Here is a 19591-nt window from a genome sequence, read left to right on the forward strand (position 1 = left end):
CCGGTACCAACTTTTTTCTCTCCATGGGTTGCACACTCCGCAAAGGCATGATAGTATATTTCGCGCTCTAGGGGCAAGAAAAAAGATGAACGGCACTGGGGTATGGTCTAATTGGCAGGACGCCTGACTCTGGATCAGGTAGTCGTGGTTCGAGTCCACGTACCCCAGCCAGATTTTGAGTGGTCCCTTCGTCTAGTGGTCTAGGACGGCGGGTTCTCAGCCCGTTAACAGGGGTTCGAATCCCCTAGGGACTGCCAGGTTTCGAGCGGCGGCTTGCGAGCCGCCGCTTTTCCTATCTTCGAACAATCGCGAAGGGATGGAGCCGATGCCCCTCTTCCCTGTTTCGAACCCGGAAGCACCGCCACATCTGTCCCGCTACCAGAGAGCGCTGCTGCTCCTGCCGCTGTTGGCGGATCAGGCGAGCAAACTGCTGGCAAGCAGGCTGCTGGCCTCGTCGTCCTACCCGGCGTCCGGGAACGCTCTGGTGTTTGCGCTGCACCACAACAGCGGCGCCGCCTTCTCCCTCTTTCACAACCCCGACAGCCCCCTGTTCCTCGCCGCGGCGACCGCAATCCCCCTCCTGCTCGTCACCTATCTGATCCGGACCCGCACAGGCCGGCTCCCCTCCGGGCTCCTGCTGCTCTGGGGAGGGGCGCTGGGGAACATGGCCGACAGGCTCTTCCGGGGGTATGTGGTGGATTTTATCGCTCTCAACATCCCCTGGAGCGGCTTCCTCTACTTCAACCTCGCCGATCTCTGGATCATTGCGGGATCCCTGGCTCTCGTCCTCCCCTTTGTTCTGCCCTCCCCAAAAACGTGGAATGATACCAATTCGGAGAGAAAAAGGCACCAATCGGACATGTAACGGCATTGCGCGGATATGCTATCCTTAATCCACCCAATGCAGGCGCTGTGTACTGTTGCCGCCGAGAGGTGATCAAAAATATGAAAAAAACGAACGCTCTTCGCTTTCTGGAAAAACAGGGCATCCCTTTCACATTGCGAAGCTATGAGGTAGACCCCGACAATGTCGGCGCCGATTATGTGGCCGCGCAGATCGGCATACCCATCGAACGGGCCTGCAAAACCCTCGCCACCAGAGCCGACAGGGAAACGGTGCTGCTTGCCGGTCTGCCGGGCCATGCCGAGCTGGACCGGAAGAAGCTGGCCGCCTTGAGCGGACACAAGAAGGTGGAGATGCTGCCCCTCCGGGAGGTGGAGCAGGTGACGGGGTATATCCGCGGCGGCGTCTCGCCGATCGGATGCAAACGGGTCTTCCCTGTCTACCTGGAGGCCTCCCTCCTGCAGCACGAGACCATCTGTGTCAGCGCCGGCAGGCGGGGACTCCAGATCGTCCTGGCCCCGCAGGCTCTGGTCGACCTGCTCGGTGCGATCACCGGGGATATCTGCAAGTCCGCTGGAGCAGCACAATGACCGCCCGCCACCGGACCATCGCCGAGGAACTGCTGCTGGAACACTGGCAGGTGGAAGCCGTCCTCCGGCTCATGGACGAGGGCTGCACCATCCCCTTTATCACCCGGTACCGGAAGGAGGCCACCGGGAGCCTTGACGAGGTGGATATCACCAGGATACGGGACAGGAACGACGCTCTGGCCGCCCTGGACGAACGGAAGGAGCGTATTCTCCGGTCGTTGCGGGAACGGGAGCTTTTGAGCGACGAACTGGAGCGGGCCATCGCCGGGGCCGGCACACTGCAGGTTCTGGAGGACATCTATCTTCCCTACCGACCAAAGCGGACGACCAGAGCCGCCCGGGCCAGGGAACGGGGGCTGGAGCCTCTGGCCCTCCTGCTGTGGGAACAGAGCGGACACGACCCCGTGGAGAAAGCCAAAACCTTTGTCGACAGCGAAGCCGGGATCGACGATGAGGATGCCGCTCTGGACGGCGCCTGCGACATCATCACCGAATGGATCAGCGAAGATCGGGGGATACGGGAGAGGCTGCGGTCGCTCTATGGGAGCAAGGGGATCGTCACCTCGAAGGTCAAGGCCGCCAAAAAGAACGACCGGGAGGCACAGACCTTCCGGGACTATTTCGAATGGGGCGAGGGCATCACCCGCATCCCCTCGCACAGGGTACTTGCGCTCTTCCGTGGAGAGTCCCAGGGTGTTCTGACGGTGAAGATCGGGGTTCCCGAAGCGGAGGCGCTCCAGCTGATCGAACACGATATCGTCACCGGCCTCGGCCCCGACTCGGAGGAGATCCAGTCGGCGTCGCGGAATGCCTTCAAGCGCCTCCTGGCCCCGGCGATGGAAAAGGAGATGCGCCGACAGCTGAAAACGGAGGCCGACATCGAGGCCATCGACGTCTTCTCCGCCAACCTGAAGAAGCTGCTCATGGCCCCTCCTTTCGGCAATCGCCGCGTCCTCGCCGTGGATCCCGGCCTGCGGACGGGATGCAAGGTGGTCTGCCTCGACGAACAGGGGGGGCTGCTCCACCAGGAGGTTCTCTACCCCCTGAATGGAGACAGCCAGGCCAGGGAAGCCGCCGCACGTTTCGGCGAACTGGCTGGACACTACCGTCCCGAAGCCATCGCCATTGGAAACGGCACCGGCGGGCGGGAAACAGAACAGTTTTTCCGGAACAGTGTCTCCCTTCCGGAGGGTGTGGTGGTCAGCCTGGTCAATGAAAGCGGGGCCTCGGTCTACTCCACCTCCGAAGCCGCCCGGAGGGAGTTCCCCGATCAGGACGCCACCGTCCGGGGCGCCGTTTCCATCGGGCGGCGCCTCATGGACCCGCTCGCCGAACTTGTGAAGATCGACCCCAAATCCATCGGGGTGGGACAGTACCAGCACGATGTGGACCAGAAGGCGCTCCGATCCGCCCTGGACGACACGGTGGAGCTCTGCGTCAACGCAGTGGGGGTGGCCGTCAACACCGCCAGCCCGGAGCTCCTCGCCCGCGTATCGGGACTCAGCGGAAAGAAGGCCGAGGCCATCGTCCGCTTCCGCGCCGAAAAGGGGCTCTTCGCCTCCCGGCAGGCGCTCAAAGCCGTCCCGGGCATCGGCCCCAAGGCCTTCGAACAGTGCGCCGGCTTCATCCGCATCCCCGGCGGCGACAACCCGCTGGACGCCGGGGCCGTACACCCCGAAAACTACCCCATTGTAGAAGCCATGGCCGCCGATCTGGGATGCACCGTCAGAGAGCTTCTCGACAGCCGGGCACTCCAGCAGCAGATCGACCCGAACCGGTATATCACCGCCGATGTCGGTCTTCCGACACTGCAGGATATCCTTGAAGAACTGGCACGGCCCGGAAGAGACCCCCGAAGCCCCTTCGCCGCCTTCGCGTTCGACCCGCGCGTCCGCTCCATCGACGATCTCGCTCCGGGGATGGTGCTGCCCGGCATTGTCACCAACGTCACCTCCTTCGGGGCCTTTGTCGATGTCGGCGTCCACAACGACGGGCTCATCCACATCAGCGAACTGGCCGACCGCTTTGTGCCCCACCCTTCGGAGGTTGTGAGCCCCGGCGACCGGATCCACGTGCTCGTGCTGGATATCGATACCGAACGCAAACGGATCTCCTTCTCCAAAAAGGGACTCAACCGAGAGGGATGATCCGCTCCGAGGCGCTTTCGGCGCTCCGCTCCGTGTTGACCCGTTCCGCACCACCGGGGTGGTCCCGACGCATGGCCCAGCTCCGGCGTCCGGGCTCACCCGACCCCGCCAGCCAGATCAGTTCTTCACCGGAGGCGTTGATGCTGTCCACGACGCGCATCAATCGGCGCTGCCTGCTCCGGTCGGCCACGGCGAAGAGTCTGGGCTGTACGGCCTGCCGCGGAACCAGAGGAGCGAGGACCACCGAAACCTTCTTGAAGCTGTATCCGCTGCGGTAGATCTCCTCTATCCCCCGCAGCGCCGCCTTCACCAGCGTGGGCGTATACTCCGTCGGTTCGGCGAGCCTCACATCGATGCCCTGAGCGTACTGGGGTGCCTCCCTGTCGAACCGGTTCGTCATGATGGCCACCTGCACACAGGTGGCCATCATGCCATCCCGTCGCATCCGTTCGGCGGCGTCAGCCACATAGGCCGCCGCTGCCTCGGCGAGGTCCCCGTACGAGGAGAGCGGCCTTCCGAAACTCTTGGCCACAGAGACGGACTTCCGCGGCTCCCGCCGCTCTCTGAGCGCGTAACAGGGGATCCCGCGCAGTTCGTAGGCCATCTGCACGACCCGAATCCCATAGCCCTTGAGCGCCGCTTCTTCATAATCCCGCAGTGCCTCGGCAGTGGTGAGCCCGATCTTCCGGAGACCCCGCGCCAGACGTCTCCCCACCCCCCAGATCTCTTCAACGGGGGTCTGGCGGAGAATCGCATCCCGCTCCCCGGCATCCCGGGGCAGCACAAAAACCCCCTGGGACAGTCGGTTCCTCTTGACGTGATGCACCGCCACCTTGGCCAGGGTCTTGGTATCGGCGACACCGATCGAAAGGGGAACCCCTGTCTGCCGCCACACCGCCCGACGGATATCGCGGGCATAGCCGGCGGGGTCTTTCCTGGCGAGGATGTCCAGAGAAAGAAAGGCCTCATCGATGGAGTAGACCTCCATAAGGGGAGAGAAACGACGGAGCACATCCATCACCTGACGGGAGACACGGTTGTAGAATGCGTGGTCCCCGCTGAGGACAGCCACATTGTGGCGTTCCAGAAAGGGGCGTACCTTGAAATATGGGGTGCCCATGGCCACACCCAGGGCCTTGACCTTCGGCGAACGGGCCACGATGCAGCCGTCGTTGTTGGAAAGCACCACCACCGGTCGATCTCGCAGAGCGGCGTTGCGCACCCGCTCGCAGGAGACATAGAAGTTGTCGCAATCGCACAGCGCGATCAGCAATGTAATCACCTCGCCTTGAAGTAAACATACAGTAGGCTGGGCGCGCTGTCAATAAGTAAACTTTTTCGAGAAATTGTAACATTTTGGTGCGAAGCGCTTACGATCCGTCCATGTAGGGAAAAGAAGGTATACGTAATGGCACGGGAACAAGGAGTCCCGTGCCATTACGGAAGGCTCTCATGGAGGAAAGCCGACTGCGCCCCGATATGACGTGCCATCCAGGGACGCAGAGGGAGATCAGGCTTCGTAGATGAAATAGACCCCGGCGAGAATGATCAGGACACCGCAGACCCGGTTGATCCACAGCGTTCCCCTGGAGCGTTCGTCCCACTGCATGAACCGCTGTACGAACCCGGCGAAGGTCCCCACGGCGATGATCACCAGGGCGACACCGGCGGCGTAGGCGAACAGCAGCAACATGCTGAATACAGGCTGCGTGGCCACGATTTTCAGCACCAGCACCATCACCGGCGCCACATAGGCGAAGGAACAGGGACCCACCGCCAGCCCCGAAACCAACCCGAGGACCAGAGCGCCCATGGCGCCTGAGCGCTTCGTTTCGACAGCAGGCTGAGCAAACCAGGGGATGGTGATGACCTCCAGCAGGTGCAGCCCGACAACAACAAGGATGGCGGCCACAAGGTAGTTGAGATAGCTGCCGATCCCCGAAAGAAAGTGCCCCGCCGTAGCGATCAATCCCCCGATAAGCAACAGGTTCACCAGTATGCCGACCCCGAACAGCGAGGAGAGCAGCAGAGCCTTCCGGGGATTCTCGGCGCTCTGGCTATCCACGTAGCCGACGATGAGCGGGATCGCCACAATGTTGCAGGGGCTGAGGATGATGCTCATGCCGCCCCACAACAGCGCCGCGCCGATGGCGATCCCGCTGGACTCCTGCAGGGCCACGCTTATCGTGCGAATGAAAGCATCCATCGTACCAGCTCCCTTAGGATTCGTTCTCCGGAGGCTCCACGCCGAGCTTCTTCAGACCCACCCGGAGCTCCTCCAGTTTCGCCATACCCTCGTGTTTCCCGATCGCCTTTCCGGACGGGTCAAGGATAACCAGGGTGGGCACCACGCGGACGTTGTACCGCTCGGCCACTGCCTGATTCTCCCACACGTCGACCGTCTGTACCTCCAGTGCACCGCTGAATTCCTGATCCAGATCAGAGACCACCGGCCCCATAGCCTTGCAGGCCGGTCAGGTGGCCGTTTTCAGATAGAGGAGTCTGTAGGCCCCTTCGTCGGCCGCTGCGGATTCCGTCCCTGCTTCAGTCGGGACCGCGGTCCCATCCGATGCCACCTCGCCCGAGCCGGCATCGGCCGACGCTGTCGGGACCTGTGCGGCAGTGGGCAACGCCTGCGCGTTCTCCTGCTCCGCCACGGGCTGCTCTCCGGCGACGTCAGCCTGTTCCGCAGGATGGTCCCTGTTTTTCAGCACCAGGGCGCCGCCAACCAGCAGCGCCACCCCTACAAGGACAAGGGCTTTCCCCTTTGTCTTCATCGCTGTTCCCCCCTGTTCTGTGTACCTCTCGTCCGATTTGTGGCACAATACAGTGGAAATTATACCTTGCTGGTGTTTCCGAGGTCAATACGTACCCCTACGGGTATATAGGGCAAGGGAAAACAAAGGACTCTCCTCCGGAGGAAAGCAGCCGGCTTCCTCCGGAGGAAGCCCCCCAAGGAGGTGGATGGTATGGTGCGGATTCTTGCAGCGATGCTCTCGCTGCTCCTTGTCCTGGCCCCACCGGCGGCATCCTGGCAGCTGACCGAACGGGCACAGAGCATCTACGACTCCCTCCCCACATCAACGGTATCCCCTGTGGAAAGCTGGCTCTCCTGGGCCCCCTCTTCCCTGCGGGAGAAGGAACGGGAGAGCCTTGGCGCGCTGGCCGGAGCCTGGATCATCTGGGGATACACCCAGGGCGAGGGGTTCCATAAGGCCGCGTTTCTCTCCTATCTGGAGCAGGAAGAAGGAGACATCGTCCACGGCAACGTCTTCGCGCGCGGCGGGGTACGGATGTCTGTGGACAACCTCGCTGAAGAGGGAAGTGCAGACCAGGAATGGGTGGCCACACTCCTCGCGCCGGGCATGCAGCCCACGGCTCTCGCCTGTTCGCTCTATGCGGGGCAGAGCCCTCTCTTTGACAGCATCAGTCCGGACCAGTAGGCGGTGTTCACTCCCCGGCGTCGTCACGCTCCCATTGCAGCAGACCATCCTGCCCGCTCCGCAGGCTTCCCCCGGCTATCTCGTCCAGGTCGACGCCATACACCGTGCCGGCAAGCAGAGCCATCAATGCGGCGCCGTGCACGAATCCCATTGCGTAGTCATCGCTCGCCTCGCTGGGGCGATGGGTAAAGAGGCTTCCCAGAGACCGCTCCGCCACGGCGGGTTCGTTCATGGAACGCGCCAATGCTGCGGCAGCCTCTCTGGCCAGATCCAACTCCCGCTCGCTGAATTCTACGGGCATAGCCGCACTCCCCTCTCCAGGGCATTCTCCGGTCCTCCGCAATTGTACTGAGGACTTCTGTGCTGTTTTCCCGATAGAGAGATCGGCGGGGCTGATGTATACTCTTTTCGGTAACCGCCTCTCCTTCCTATCCCTTTGCCGCCGGAGGGCCGGGATGATTCCCGGCCCTCCTTTTTTAGCGCCGTGCAGGACGACCTCCCTCTACCCGCCGCAGGCGTCCACAAGCTGCCGACGGTAGGGGAAGAGGCCAAAGGCACCGCCGGTGTGGATGAATACCACCGTATCTTCGGGACCGAAGCGTCCGGCACGGATCTCCCCGCGCAAGCCGAACAGCGCCTTGCCCGTATAGACAGGATCGACGATGATCCCCTCCAGCTCGGCCACACGCCGGATGAAGACAAGCTGTTCGTCGGTGGTCGCCCCGTATCCGGCCCCGATATACCCGTCATAGACGCTGTAGTGCCCATCCTTCAGCTCCGGAATCTTCCACTGGGCGGTCACCTCCTCGACCAGGCCATCCACCTTCTCTCGTACTGCGGACGCGGCAAAGGCCACACTCATGCCCACAGCTTCAGCCGCAAGCCCGCTGTAGCGCAGTCCGGCGGCCATGCCGGCGAGCGTTCCTCCCGAACCGGTAGCCGCCAGGACATAGTCCGGCTTGATCCCCTGGTGCGCGCACTGTTGAGCCATCTCCTCCATGGCATTGATATAGCCGAGGACACCGGTGGCGTCAGATGCACCCAGAGGAATCACAAAGGGGACCTCGCCCTTGGCGCGGTATCCCTCGGCGACGCTCTCCATCCGTTGCTCCATGTCGAGCAGGCCGGCATCCGGTTCGTAGGTGCATGCCGCACCGAACAGAAAATCGAGAAAGTTGTTCCCTTCAGGAACGGAGGGTTTCTCGCCATTGAGGACAAGATGGCTTTTCATCCCCAGTAGGGCTGCAGCGGCCGCCGTGGCCCGACAGTGGTTGGACTGGACCCCGCCGCAGGTGATCAGCACCGTGGCGCCTCCGTCCCGGGCCTGTTTGCCGACGTATTCGAGCTTTCGGATCTTGTTGCCGGAAATCGCCATTCCGGTCAGGTCGTCCCGTTTCGCGAATATCCTCGGCCCTCCCAGTTCCGCTCCAAGGCGCGTCAACTCGTGGAGCGGCGTGGGAAGCCTGCCGAGATGGATACGATTCTCCAGAGGGAGTCTGTTCCGCATGGTCTTCCACCTCCTATGGAGTGCATGTCACAGGATGCACCGTCGCCGTTCTAGGACAGGGCAAGCAACCGTCGTGCTATGCCGTAGAACCCGCAACAGGCCTGTTTCAGCTGCTCCCGTTCGATGTACTCATCCTTCACATGGGCCATGGTCTCCGGAGATGGCCCATACCCTACAGTGGGAATCATTCGCTCTCCTGCATAGTGGCTGCCGTTGGTGCAGAAGGCGTAGTGCCCGATGGCCGGCTCCTGTCCCTGATCACGCAGTCCCTGAAGCGCCGCCGTCACCACGGGATCGCCCTCGTGGAACTGCCAGGCCGGCGCGAAGCGCTCCGCTTCAAGGGCGGCTCCCGTGTAGCAGCGGTCCCGTCCGACAGCGATGGACGCCGTGGCGTTGAGTTCAGGTCTCTCCGCCGAGAGTCTGTCGATGATCTCCCGGATGTCGGCGAGCACCGCTTCCCGGTTCTCCCCGGGAAGCAGCCTCCTGTCGAAGGTGACCCGGCAGTGATGGGGCAGCACACTGGCTCCGGGGTAGGGCGCCGAACAGATATCGGTAGGTTCAAGGATCCCCTTTCCCAGAAGGGGGTGTTCCGGAGCATCGTAGCCGTGTTCCATCTCCACCAGCAGGGCCGCCATGGTCCGCACCGCGTTGATCCCCTTCTCCGGGCTGGAGGAATGGGCATTGACGCCGGCGGTCTCCAGCACCACCTCCGCCCGCCCCCGCTGGCCTATCTTGAGAGAGAGCCCCGAGGGTTCGCCGATCACCACGAAATCCGGTTCCACAGCAGCAGAGATCTCCCGGGAGGCCACCCCTTCGAAACACTCCTCGTGCACGCTGCCGGCCACACAGAGCCTCCCCGGCAGGGTGTTCCCCAGGTCTTCCCTGAGAAAGGCCGCTGCGCAGATCATGGCGGTCAGACTGCCTTTCATATCGCTGGTGCCGCGCCCGTAGATACGGCCGTCCACCTCCTCGGCGCCGAAGGGTTCCCTGCTCCAGGCGTCCCTGTCGCCGATGTCCACATGGTCCATATGTCCCTCAAAGAGGACCGTAGCGCCGGGATTCCCGCCATCGATGGTCCCCACTACATTTCCCAGACGATCACGCTCAACACTGTCGAAACCGAGACGCCCCATGGCGGCGGCTACGATATCGGCCACCGCACTCTCCTGCCCTGAAGGGCTCGGCGTGCGCACCGCCTTCCCGCACAGCTCCACAAGCTCCGTTTCCCGTTGCTGCTGCAACATCATACAACCCACTTGATTACCACCCCTTTACTGTCTCCAAAACGGAATCGGGGATCTCGTCCCGCAGATAGGCCTCGATGGCGCTGCGGATGATCCGCAGTCCCGTATCGAGTTCGCGTTCGGCGATCACCAGCGGCGGCTGGATGCGGAGCACCGACCCGCTGAAAAAGGAGAGGATCAACCCGTTCTGCCAGGCCCAGTAGCAGATCTTGGCCGCCGCTTCGGTGTTCCGCTCTCTGGTGGCCCGGTTTTTCACCAGGTCTACACCGATGGAGAGCCCTCTGCCCCGGACATCTCCAATCAGCTCAAACTCCTCCTGCATGTTTCCGAGCTCCTGCATCGCACGGGCACCGAGGCGTTCGGACCGTTCCACCAAGCCCTCCTCCTCGATGACATCCAGCGTAGCGAGCGCAGCACGGCAGCCCACCGGATGCCCCGCACAGGTGAAGCAGTGGGCAGGCGGCTGCCATTGCTCCATGATCTCCGCTCTGGCGACGATGGCGCTCAAGGGCATGCCGGAGGCGATCGATTTGCCGAGGATCACGGCGTCGGGCACCACGTCGAAGTGCTCGATCCCAAACCATCGGCCGGTGCGCCCAAAGCCCTGCTGGACCTCTTCGGAAACGAACAGTATCCCGTGTTCGTCGCAGAGCTCCCGCAGGCGTTGCAGAAACCCCTGCGGAGGAATAACGAGCCCCGCATCGCCCTGGATCGGTTCGACGATCACCGCGGCGACCTCTTCCGGCGGGATATAGTTCGCAAAGGCCTCCTCCAGCCGGCCGATATGGTAGCGGGCGGCCTCCTCCTCGGACATGGGGACCGGCGTCCGATAGGGATCGGGCGAAGGAAAGTGGTACACCTCCGGGAGCATCGGCCCCATCCTGCGCCGCATATTGAGACTCAACGCACTGAGCGTCATGGCTCCGTAGGTGGTGCCGTGGTAGGAGCGCTGAAAGGCGATGATCTTGCTCCGGCCAGTGTACCACCGGGCCAGCTTGATCATCCCATCGTTGGCATCCGACCCGGATAGCCCGTAGATCACCCGTTTCCGGAAATCGCCGGGGGTAACGCTGCAGAGGCGCCGGCTGAGGCGCACCAGAGGCTCGTGGTACATATAGACGGCCGTATAGAGGAGCAGCTCTTCGGCCTGCTCCTTCACCGCCTCCACAACCCTGGGGTGGCAGTGTCCCGTATTCAGGGCGGCGGCGCTGGAGAGGAAATCGATATAGCGATTGCCGTCCATGTCCTCCACCTCGGCCCCTCTCCCCCGCTTCACCGCCAGCGGATAGTAGGGCACCCGCGATGCCGCCGCAACAACGCTCTTATCCTCTTCGACGAGTTCCATGCATTTCCGGTACCGATCATCCTGCACGCTGCTCCCTCCCTCGCGCAAAGCTGCACCCCAAAGGTGCAACAAGGCGGGGTGGACGCACCCCGCCTTGTGTCCTGCTTCGATCCTATTGTCGGCTCACAGTGGAATCTACGCGAAGAGACCCCTAGTTCGTCTCGACAGCCTTCATGACACGCTGGAAGAGCTCCTCGCCGAGCATCTCCTCCAACTGGGGCCATACGTCCTCGCGGACGGCAGTGGCGCAGGCTTTCAGCTGCTCGTCGCTCAGCACGATGACCTCCCAGTCGAACTCGTCGGCAAGGATCTGACGGTAGTTGGCATCCTCGGTTTTCACCATCTCCCAACGCTTGTTGGAGATCTCCGTGGCTGCTTCCTGGATCTGCTGCTGCAGCTCTTCGTCGAGTTCGTTCCACTTCTCCATGTTCATGACGATCCAGTGCTGCTCAAAGTAGTCGTTGTACTGGATCCACACATTGTTGACGTCACGGAACTGCCAGGCCTGGAAGGGAGGTCCGCCCATCTGGCCGTCGACGATCCCCGTCTGGATGGCGCTGTAGCACTCTGCGTAGGGAATGGGGGTGGGGATGTAGCCCAGGCGCTGGTAGGTCGCCTGGCAGGCCTTCAAAGGCATAACGCGGATCTTCATGCCCTTTTTGACATCGGGATCGCCGGGAGAGGGGGGCGCCTCTGTGAGGGAGACACCGGCCATGCCGATGGGGAACACCGCGAGCGCCTTGATGTCGTGTTTGGCCCAGAGATCCTTGATGATGTCGTAGGCCCAGCCGCCGGGAGCGTAGGCGTCGCGGGCTTCTTCGAGGCTGCTCACCACGTAGGGCATATAGTAGGCGAAGTTCAGTTTCGAGTCGTAGGCCGCATTGGCGATCTGGAATCCCATGTTGACGTTGCCGCGCATGATCAGCTCGAAGGTCTCTGTCCAGTCACCCAGCTGGTTGTTCGGGTAGATCTGCACCTCCACACGGCCATCGGTCTTTTCCTTCACAAGGTCAGCAAACTCATGTGTCAGTTTGTCATAAGGCGTATCCACAGGATTCGGGTGCCCCGCTCTAAAGGTATACTCCGCAGCAGAGGCCACTCCAGCAAAGGCAACCACCAAAACAGCTACAAGTAACAGAGTGAGAAACTTTCTCACGAAAAAACCTCCTCTCCACTTCTCTTGCCACTTCTCCACATGGACCACTCATGCGCCGCTTCACTCCACATCAATCATATGCACGCCCGGGCATCACTCCCTTCCGGAACCCTGTAGCAGTAGCGATACCCGCGGAAGTTCGCTTCCCGCCGGCACCGCCGAAACGGACCGCCTAGTATCCCATGAGAAGCCGGGGAAGGAACATCGCGAGATCGGGAACATAGGTAGTCAGCAGAACAACCGGCAGCTGCGCGAGCAACATGAAAGCCAGCGCCGGTTTGACGTACTTGTCGAAGGAGACGCCTCCGATCCGTCCGCCGAGGTAGAGTATCGGCGCGCAGGGAGGGGTCACGTTGCCGAGCCCCAGATTGGTGCCGATGATGGCGGCGAAATGGACGGGGTGGACACCGATCTCGATCATCAGGGGCAGGAGAAGCGGTGCGGCCAGCATGGTTCCGCTGAAATCGTCCATCATCATTCCGATGATGACCAAAAATACGTTGACCAACATAAGGATAACATACTTGTTATCTGAGATGCTCATCAGAAAACCGGCCAGCTGCTGTGGGATCTGCTGCATCGTGTAGATCTTGGCGAGGATGGAGACAAAGAAAAGCATCAGCACGGCCACACCGGTGGTTGTGGAAGAGGTGACCAGCGCTTTGCCCAACACCCTGGCGTTGAGCTCCCGGTGGATGAAAAAGCCCACCAGCATGGCGTAGCCCATGGCAATGGCGGCCGCCTCGGTGGGGGTGGTGATGCCGCCGTAGATCCCGCCGAGGATGATCACCGGCATCAGAAGGCTCCACATGCCGTGTTTGGTGGCGTAGCCGATACGCCCCATCTTCTCGCGGAAGGAGATCTGCGGTTCCACCTTGATCTCGGGGTGCCAGGAGGCGTAGAAGTAGTTGACCACACACATCAGAATGGTGGTGATGATACCGGGGATCACCGTGGCGAGGAAGCAGGCGGCCACAGACTGCTGGGTCACCCAACCGTAGAGGATCATGGGAACGCTGGGCGGAATGAGCTGCCCCAGCACGGATGCGCAGCTGATCATGGCCACCGAATAGTGCTTGGGGTATCCCAGCTCCTTGAGCTGGGGGATCATGATGCTGCCGATACAGGCCACCGCAGAGGAGCAGGTCCCCGAGATGGCGCCGAAGATGGCGCAGGCCACGATGGTCGCCGCACCCATGCCGCCCTTGAGCCTCCCGAGGAAGGCCAGCGCGAAGGTGATCAGGCGTTCGGCGATCCCCGACGACGACATCAGCGCCCCGGCCATGATGAAAAAGGGCACCGAAAGCAGCGTGAGGGAATTCAGAGCATGGAATCCCGCGGGCAGAAGAAAGTCAAAGCTGAAGCCGTAGGCCATCCCCATGAAGATCGCGGCCGACATAAAGCAGAAGGGCACGGGGAGACCGATAATAATCAAACCGATCAGGAGGGCCAGGTTCAAGGCAATAATCATTGGTCCTCTTCCTTTCGCTCAGAGCTGGACCACCACGAGCAATCCAGGTGGACACCGTACCGCAGGGGCGAGGCCATCACTCCTCGGCAGAACATGTCGCCGCACCCTCCTCGGGAATACAGACATCTTCGCCGATAAACTCGGCAGCAATCGGCTTCTTGCCGATGGCCTGCATGAAATAATCGATAAATTCAACACAGAAATAAAATACCATCAGAATAGCGCTGATAAAGATGCTGCCCTGGGAATAGACCATGGGAATACCCAGGGTGAAGGAACGCTGCATCTTGGTGATGCCCCAGTAGACATATGACCATCCCCAGAAGACCATCATGACGGCGAGCACTACCGAGAGAGCGGCCGTAAAGGCCTTGATCCACACCAGCCTTCTGGGGTTTTTGATCATGGCATTCATGACATCTGCCTTAATGTGCGAACGCTCCGCCGTGCCCCAGGAAGCCCCCATGAAGTAGAGCCAGAACCCCACCAGGGTGGCCACCTCCTCAACACCCATGATCGGCAGGGTAAAGACATAGCGAAGAAACACCTGCACGAGAACGAGCGTCAGGATTGTCAACGAGGACACACACATCACTACCTTCTGAATGATGCCGAGAACGTACCAGAATCGCGTCTCTGTAATATTCATGTCCTTCCTCCTCCTTGCACTGTACTCCTGTTTTGCACGACACCGTTATTCTCCTTTTCTCACGCACCCCCCTCTTCTCTGTAGACTCTCGGGACGCGCTTGCCGATCTGCACGGGAATCACGCAGACCAGCGTGTCGAGCTTGTCGGCGATCTCCTCCAGCTTGATCTCCTCGTCTCCCTGCCGACCGATCAGCACCACCTCGTCACCCACCTCAGCTTCGGGAACCTGCGTGACATCGATCATCATCTGATCCATACAGATACGGCCCACCAGGGGTGAGCGCATTCCACGCACCAGTACCTCGCTCCGGTTGGAGAGATCCCGGGAATAGCCGTCGGCATACCCCACCGGGAGTGTGGCGATACGCGATTCACAGCGGGTGATGTAGGTGAGCCCGTATCCTATACTTCTCCCCCGGGGAACCGTTTTGAGAGCCGAGATCTCTGTTTTGAACTGGAATGCCGGCTGCAGGTCAACGGACCGGATCGTTTCGTGGGAGGGATACATCCCGACCATGGCATGGCCCGGCCGGACGGCATCCAGGGCCATCCCGGGAAAGGCCAGCGTTCCCGCCGTATTGCAACAGTGGCGCATGGAGAAGGTGATCCCCTGTCCCTTCAGCTGCTCCAGCAATCCGGTGAATACCTCGAACTGATGCCTGGTGAAGGCCAGGTTGCGCTCGTCCGAGGAGGCAAAGTGGGTGTAGATGCCCTCCAGTTCCAGGCCGGGGAGCGAACGAAACGCCGTAACCATGGCCGGGACATCCTCGGGAACGTATCCGAGCCGACCCATGCCCGTGTCCACCTTGACGTGGGCGTAGGCCGTCTTCCGCTGCCGCTGTGCCGCCTCGGAGAGCGCTTCGGCCATACGCCGGTCCGTAAGGGTACAGCGCAGATTGTGTCTGACATACTCGTCGGCGGCGTCAAAGGGCGGGGCACCCAGAACAAGGATCGGTTCATCCAGGCCATCCTCCCTGAGCTCCAGGGCTTCGTCTGGTGTGGCCACAGCAAAGTAGGAGGCGCCGGCCTCACGAAGGGCCCGGGTCACCTCGCACACCCCAAGGTTGTAGGCGTTGGCCTTGACCACCCCGATCACCGTCGCGTCGTTGCCTACATGCCGCTGCACCGCCTGGAAATTCCTTTTCACGGCGCCGAGATCCACTTCCAACCAGGTAGGTCGAATCATGTTCTATTGTCCCCTCCACTCCCCAAAGATGGTCACCTCGATGGCACGCGGCTACTCGACGGTAATCCCCCTGTCCTCCATATAGCTCCGCACCACATGGCCGGCAAGGTTGGCATCCTCGGCCAGGAAATCCACGTCGGCAACGGTGACGGATCGACGGTCCCCGAGGCTCTCGCAGGCACGCTTCAGATAGGAGGAACGCAGTCGGTTCAGGTCCATCTCACGCACTGCAAGCTGCTCCGGCCTCTCGGGCACCACAATGACGCTGCCGGCCTTCTCCTCGGCCGGGTCGCCCCGGCGCACCTCCACCCCCATGGTCCTGGCGAAGCCAAGCTGGGCGTAGGGATGCTTTCCCGCTCCGGTGTATTCCGTCTCGTTCACGACGATCACGGCATCCTCAGGCATCTCCCGGGCCAGTACAAAGGCTGCCGTGAGCGAGGTGTTGCCCGCGGGGCCGCGCTCCAGCCCTTCCAGCTGGGCCAGGGCCTCTGTGATATAGAAGACGGAACCCTGAGGGACGGTGACGTAACGGTCGAGATAGCGCAGAACACGGGCGGCGTTCTTCGGCACATCGGAGCGATCGGGCCAGACAGCGAAGGGGATGCCGAATCCGGTGTGTCCGGTGGTGAAGGACTTGCGGTTGAAATCGCGGTCGGAGGCCATGTGGAGTCCTTCCAGGCTCACACTGGCCCCGACGATCTCCACGCTGTCGCAGCCGGCCTTCCGGGCGCCTCTGGCCGTTCCGGTGGTGATACCGCCGCCGGCATGGGTGCTGACAATCATGTCCGGATCGCGTCCGGTACGTCCCCGGGTCTGTTCGACAATCTCGGCACCCAGCGTCTCGATGCCGGCGACGGAAAAGGGGGTGTAGAGGGAGGCATTGAAATATCCCGTCTCTTCCAGCACCCGCAGGAAGACATAGAAAAGTTCGGGACCGACTGACAGCTGAAGGACCTCGGCGCCGTAGGCCTCGCAGGCCCTTCCTTTTTCCGCGATCTCCGGCTGCTCGAAGCCCCGGCTGTCGAAGATCTCCTGCACAATGATGCAGCCCAGCATTCTCCGCGCCGCCTGACTGGCGACCGCTGCGCCGTAGTTGCCGCTGGTGGCGGCGATGAGACCGGGATAGCCTTTGGCCGCCGCATGGTAGGAGGACACAGAGGCACGCCTGTCTTTGAAGGAACGGGCGGGGTTGTTGGCCTCGTCCTTGACGAAGATTCGGGCACCTCGGCCGGGCTCGGCAAGCTGCCGGGCCAGCCGGGTGAGATTGTGCATCTCGATCAGCGGGGTGTCGCCCACGTTGACCTCCCGCTGGATACGGCGCACCTCGTCCAGTGGATAGCCGATCTGCTCCATCATCCCCTCGTAATCGAAGGAGAGACGCCCCGTAGCAAATCGCCCGTAGTCGATCCCTACAGAGCGGAGCATGATATCATGCTTCCGCGCCATCACCGAGGCATAGTCCATCGGCTTGTTCACGAGACAGGCCCCCTCTCGTGCAATCGGGCCCGAAGCTCTTGACCGACGGGGAGCAACTCCGGCGGGATCTCGCCGAAGGTGATCTCATAGGGAGGATTGGCGGCCACCAGCATCCCCTGAAGGGTCCTGCCGGTCATGGTGCGTATGGAGACCTGATCGCCTATGCCGGCCTCCTCGGTATCCAGAAAACCCTTCACCTTCATCTCAAGCGGCACGGCAGCCGTGTCCTCAGGCACCTGGGGCGCCCGTTCCCCAGCGGCAAGGATCACCTGATAGATCTGGACAAAATCCCCTCGATGCATCCGTTCCGGCATGGTGTTCCCTCCTTATTTTCAACACTCATCAACAGCCTCACCATATGGCGCCACGATGAAGGCTACGGTATTCTTCATGGAAAACCTGGAGAGTTGACTGTGGAATACGGAAGCAATGCAAGTATATCTGTTCGGTGCTGCGCCGGGAACGCTCCTGCCACATGGACGACAGCCGCCGGCGATCCGCCCCTTCCGCTGCACCTGGCAGCCGCTCGCGGCAGAGCCTGCCGGCACCACCGGACCCCTCTCTCTCATACTCTCCCCAGCTTGGTGTGGTCATTGTATATGCGCCCATCATCCCTGTCAACGAGCAAAAGGCCTACATTGTTAATAAAATATCAATGTGTCCGCGACCCATTTATTCTGCTTCACAATGGACGGGATAGGCAACGACCAGGACCAACCCCAGTACCGCAATACCTCCACCGGCAAGAAAGGGCCCCCACATGCCACAGAGGACATAGGCACCGCCCATGAGAACCGGCCCGACGGTCTGCCCTATCCGAAGCGCCGCCCCGAGGAAGGCCATCGTAACCCCCCGATACCGCTGAGAGGCGATACCGGCCAGTCTGGCCTGGGTACAGGGGACGGCGATGCCTTGGGCGGTTCCCAGGGCGAGGCCGGGGATCAGCGCCAGCCAGAGGGAAGGCATGGCGGGCAGAACCAGTACGGCAGAGAGAACCAGCGCAAAGGCCGCGGCCAGCAGACGCCGTACATTGGAACAGGCCATCAGACGCCCCAGCTGTGAGGCGGCGACCACCGTACCCGCCGACACGCCGGACATGAACAGTCCCACCGTGACAGCGGTGCCGCCAAAATTCCGCTCCACCAGAAAGGGAATATAGGAGAGGGCGACACCGTAGAGGTTGACAAAGAGGAGCACGCTGATCAGGTAGAGCAACAGCTCCTCCCTGCCCAGCGTTCCGATCCCCTCCCTGGCATGCTGCATCGCCCGCGACCAGGGCATCCCCTCCGCGCGTTCCGGCAGGACGGCGGCGACCATCAGGGCCACGGGCAGAGCGGCAAGCGGTAAAAGGAAGGGGGCATTCCAGCCAAGCATCCCCAGAGCCCCGCCAATGGCGGGATAGGTGGCGGTGCCGACGCTGAGAAGGCTTGCGTTGATACCCATGGAGCGGTTGAGCCTCCGGCCGTTGAACAGGTCACCCATGATGGTCAGATTGACCACCGGGAGCGGGGCCGCACCGATCCCCTGCAGGAAGCGAAGCGCCAGAATGTGGGCGAAGCGGTCGGTGAAAAAGCAGCCCGCGCCGGCGAGCGCGAAGAGCGCCAGGGCGGGGATAAGGATACGTTTCCTGCCCACCACATCGGCAGCGAGCCCGGCAAGCGGCGCAAGCACGATACCGGGCAGGGTGAAACAGGTAATGAGGAGACCCGTCCGTTCGGGACGTATCGACAGGGCGCGGGCCAATGACGGGAAGACCGGTGTCACACTGGCCACACCCATTACCGCAATCAGCGTCACCATCACAATCACCGGGAGATACGGTCCTGTCTGCTGCGGTTGCCCCACTGTTCCACCCGTCCTTTCGCAGCTGTTTCACCAGAGCATACCATGAGAACGGGAGCCGCCGGTACCGACGGCTCCCGTTCTCATTCCGCATCCCCACCGATGGCAGCTGTCAGGCTGCGGCTAGGCAACCACCGTGTACTGCTCCGGCTTTGCGCCGCAGATGGGGCAGCGCTCCTCGGGTTTCCCTTCGGAGATGTGGCCGCAGACAGGACAGAGATAGTAGTCCGCAGCCTCTCCGGAAGCCCCGCTTTCGACATCCTCCAGCGCCTTCCTGTACAGCTCGGCATGGACCTTCTCGGCCTCCCGGGCCAGCTGGAAGGAGCGCCGGGCCTGGGCGTTGTCGCCTTCCTCATTGGCATCGTTGAGGAAATCCGGATACATCTCCGAATACTCGTAGGTTTCCCCGGCGATGGCGTCTTCAAGATTCTCGGCAGTGGTCTTGACCATTCCCATGGCCTTGAAATGAGCCAGCGCATGGATGGTCTCCGCCTCCGCCGCGGTCCTGAAGAGCTTGGCAACCTTCGTTTTTCCCTCGGCCTCCGCCTTCTGTGCGTAGGCGATATACTTTCTGTTGGCCTGGGATTCGCCGGCAAAGCCTTCCGCAAGATTCTTCTGTGTCTTGGAACCCATGGGTACCTTCCCCCTAATTTGAAATTTTTTCAAATATACCAGAGCCGCCCCTCCTTG

General features: G+C 61.7%; 20 protein-coding genes and 2 tRNA genes. 6 read left to right on the forward strand and 16 right to left on the reverse strand.

The window, feature by feature from the left end:
- Positions 1-96: 96 nt before the first annotated feature.
- From K9L28_02850 to K9L28_02870, 5 genes are all read left to right on the forward strand, one after another.
- Positions 97-171 (forward strand) — tRNA-Gln (locus K9L28_02850).
- Positions 172-181: 10 nt separating this feature from the next.
- A tRNA-Glu gene (locus tag K9L28_02855) sits at positions 182-257 on the forward strand.
- Between the two features lie 68 nt (positions 258-325).
- Positions 326-865, forward strand: coding sequence for a signal peptidase II (gene lspA / locus K9L28_02860; protein MCF7935269.1), 540 nt, complete (start codon positions 326-328; stop codon positions 863-865).
- Positions 866-945: 80 nt separating this feature from the next.
- Complete coding sequence (gene ybaK / locus K9L28_02865) at positions 946-1434, forward strand: Cys-tRNA(Pro) deacylase (GenBank protein MCF7935270.1); 489 nt, start codon at positions 946-948, stop codon at positions 1432-1434.
- Entirely contained in the window at positions 1431-3581 is a 2151-nt protein-coding gene (locus K9L28_02870) for an RNA-binding transcriptional accessory protein (protein MCF7935271.1), read from the forward strand. The genes ybaK and K9L28_02870 overlap by 4 nt, the downstream gene beginning before the upstream one ends.
- Here the strand turns inward: K9L28_02870 and K9L28_02875 are convergent.
- From K9L28_02875 to K9L28_02890, 4 genes are all read right to left on the reverse strand, one after another.
- Positions 3565-4854 (reverse strand): Y-family DNA polymerase, encoded by a 1290-nt coding sequence (locus K9L28_02875; GenBank protein ID MCF7935272.1) that lies wholly within the window; start codon positions 4852-4854, stop codon positions 3565-3567. The genes K9L28_02870 and K9L28_02875 overlap by 17 nt on opposite strands.
- Before the next feature lie 237 nt (positions 4855-5091).
- Entirely contained in the window at positions 5092-5787 is a 696-nt protein-coding gene (locus tag K9L28_02880) for a cytochrome c biogenesis protein CcdA (GenBank protein ID MCF7935273.1), read from the reverse strand.
- 13 nt (positions 5788-5800) lie between these two features.
- On the reverse strand, positions 5801-6031 hold the full coding sequence (locus K9L28_02885) for a thioredoxin family protein (protein ID MCF7935274.1): 231 nt from the start codon (positions 6029-6031) through the stop codon (positions 5801-5803).
- A 24-nt stretch (positions 6032-6055) separates the two neighbouring features.
- Positions 6056-6358, reverse strand: coding sequence for a hypothetical protein (locus K9L28_02890; GenBank protein MCF7935275.1), 303 nt, complete (start codon positions 6356-6358; stop codon positions 6056-6058).
- 192 nt (positions 6359-6550) lie between these two features.
- Here K9L28_02890 and K9L28_02895 point away from each other — a divergent pair, with 192 nt between their 5' ends.
- Positions 6551-7024 carry a hypothetical protein gene (locus K9L28_02895; protein MCF7935276.1) on the forward strand — a complete coding sequence of 158 codons (474 nt, stop codon included), beginning with the start codon at positions 6551-6553 and terminating at the stop codon, positions 7022-7024.
- Positions 7025-7031: 7 nt separating this feature from the next.
- Here K9L28_02895 and K9L28_02900 read toward each other — a convergent pair whose 3' ends face one another.
- The 12 genes from K9L28_02900 to K9L28_02955 all read right to left on the reverse strand — a co-directional run bounded on the left by K9L28_02900 (position 7032) and on the right by K9L28_02955 (position 19534).
- Positions 7032-7325, reverse strand: coding sequence for a hypothetical protein (locus K9L28_02900; GenBank protein MCF7935277.1), 294 nt, complete (start codon positions 7323-7325; stop codon positions 7032-7034).
- A 201-nt stretch (positions 7326-7526) separates the two neighbouring features.
- Positions 7527-8531, reverse strand: coding sequence for a D-cysteine desulfhydrase family protein (locus tag K9L28_02905; GenBank protein ID MCF7935278.1), 1005 nt, complete (start codon positions 8529-8531; stop codon positions 7527-7529).
- Between the two features lie 50 nt (positions 8532-8581).
- Positions 8582-9775, reverse strand: coding sequence for a YgeY family selenium metabolism-linked hydrolase (locus tag K9L28_02910; protein ID MCF7935279.1), 1194 nt, complete (start codon positions 9773-9775; stop codon positions 8582-8584).
- 16 nt (positions 9776-9791) lie between these two features.
- A complete protein-coding gene (locus K9L28_02915; protein MCF7935280.1) occupies positions 9792-11120 on the reverse strand; it encodes an aspartate aminotransferase family protein in 1329 nt (442 codons plus the stop codon).
- 151 nt (positions 11121-11271) lie between these two features.
- Entirely contained in the window at positions 11272-12276 is a 1005-nt protein-coding gene (gene dctP / locus K9L28_02920) for a TRAP transporter substrate-binding protein DctP (protein MCF7935281.1), read from the reverse strand.
- 172 nt (positions 12277-12448) lie between these two features.
- A complete protein-coding gene (locus K9L28_02925; GenBank protein MCF7935282.1) occupies positions 12449-13747 on the reverse strand; it encodes a TRAP transporter large permease in 1299 nt (432 codons plus the stop codon).
- A 76-nt stretch (positions 13748-13823) separates the two neighbouring features.
- On the reverse strand, positions 13824-14396 hold the full coding sequence (locus tag K9L28_02930; protein ID MCF7935283.1) for a TRAP transporter small permease: 573 nt from the start codon (positions 14394-14396) through the stop codon (positions 13824-13826).
- A 59-nt stretch (positions 14397-14455) separates the two neighbouring features.
- Positions 14456-15583: an alanine racemase gene (alr, locus tag K9L28_02935; protein ID MCF7935284.1), complete on the reverse strand. Its 1128-nt coding sequence runs from the start codon at positions 15581-15583 to the stop codon at positions 14456-14458.
- 51 nt (positions 15584-15634) lie between these two features.
- Positions 15635-17047 (reverse strand): PLP-dependent lyase/thiolase, encoded by a 1413-nt coding sequence (locus K9L28_02940; protein ID MCF7935285.1) that lies wholly within the window; start codon positions 17045-17047, stop codon positions 15635-15637.
- An 8-nt stretch (positions 17048-17055) separates the two neighbouring features.
- The gene (locus tag K9L28_02945; GenBank protein ID MCF7935286.1) at positions 17056-17361 is read right to left on the reverse strand and encodes a 2-amino-4-ketopentanoate thiolase; all 306 of its coding nucleotides are present in this window, start codon (positions 17359-17361) and stop codon (positions 17056-17058) included.
- Between the two features lie 370 nt (positions 17362-17731).
- Entirely contained in the window at positions 17732-18904 is a 1173-nt protein-coding gene (locus K9L28_02950; GenBank protein MCF7935287.1) for an MFS transporter, read from the reverse strand.
- Positions 18905-19024: 120 nt separating this feature from the next.
- Positions 19025-19534 carry a rubrerythrin family protein gene (locus K9L28_02955; protein MCF7935288.1) on the reverse strand — a complete coding sequence of 170 codons (510 nt, stop codon included), beginning with the start codon at positions 19532-19534 and terminating at the stop codon, positions 19025-19027.
- Positions 19535-19591: the final 57 nt, after the last annotated feature.

It is taken from the genome of Synergistales bacterium, assembly GCA_021736445.1.
Classification (GTDB): Bacteria; Synergistota; Synergistia; order Synergistales; family Aminiphilaceae; genus JAIPGA01.

Coding starts and splice junctions, on each gene's coding strand:
- K9L28_02945 (MCF7935286.1), bottom strand. CDS start 17,361: ATGCATCGAGGGGATTTTGTCCAGATCTATCAGGTGATCCTTGCCGCT.
- alr (MCF7935284.1), bottom strand. CDS start 15,583: ATGATTCGACCTACCTGGTTGGAAGTGGATCTCGGCGCCGTGAAAAGG.
- K9L28_02955 (MCF7935288.1), bottom strand. CDS start 19,534: ATGGGTTCCAAGACACAGAAGAATCTTGCGGAAGGCTTTGCCGGCGAA.
- K9L28_02940 (MCF7935285.1), bottom strand. CDS start 17,047: ATGGACTATGCCTCGGTGATGGCGCGGAAGCATGATATCATGCTCCGC.
- K9L28_02930 (MCF7935283.1), bottom strand. CDS start 14,396: ATGAATATTACAGAGACGCGATTCTGGTACGTTCTCGGCATCATTCAG.
- K9L28_02880 (MCF7935273.1), bottom strand. CDS start 5,787: ATGGATGCTTTCATTCGCACGATAAGCGTGGCCCTGCAGGAGTCCAGC.
- K9L28_02895 (MCF7935276.1), top strand. CDS start 6,551: ATGGTGCGGATTCTTGCAGCGATGCTCTCGCTGCTCCTTGTCCTGGCC.
- ybaK (MCF7935270.1), top strand. CDS start 946: ATGAAAAAAACGAACGCTCTTCGCTTTCTGGAAAAACAGGGCATCCCT.
- K9L28_02915 (MCF7935280.1), bottom strand. CDS start 11,120: ATGGAACTCGTCGAAGAGGATAAGAGCGTTGTTGCGGCGGCATCGCGG.
- K9L28_02925 (MCF7935282.1), bottom strand. CDS start 13,747: ATGATTATTGCCTTGAACCTGGCCCTCCTGATCGGTTTGATTATTATC.
- K9L28_02890 (MCF7935275.1), bottom strand. CDS start 6,358: ATGAAGACAAAGGGGAAAGCCCTTGTCCTTGTAGGGGTGGCGCTGCTG.
- K9L28_02910 (MCF7935279.1), bottom strand. CDS start 9,775: ATGTTGCAGCAGCAACGGGAAACGGAGCTTGTGGAGCTGTGCGGGAAG.
- K9L28_02900 (MCF7935277.1), bottom strand. CDS start 7,325: ATGCCCGTAGAATTCAGCGAGCGGGAGTTGGATCTGGCCAGAGAGGCT.
- lspA (MCF7935269.1), top strand. CDS start 326: ATGCCCCTCTTCCCTGTTTCGAACCCGGAAGCACCGCCACATCTGTCC.
- K9L28_02905 (MCF7935278.1), bottom strand. CDS start 8,531: ATGCGGAACAGACTCCCTCTGGAGAATCGTATCCATCTCGGCAGGCTT.
- K9L28_02870 (MCF7935271.1), top strand. CDS start 1,431: ATGACCGCCCGCCACCGGACCATCGCCGAGGAACTGCTGCTGGAACAC.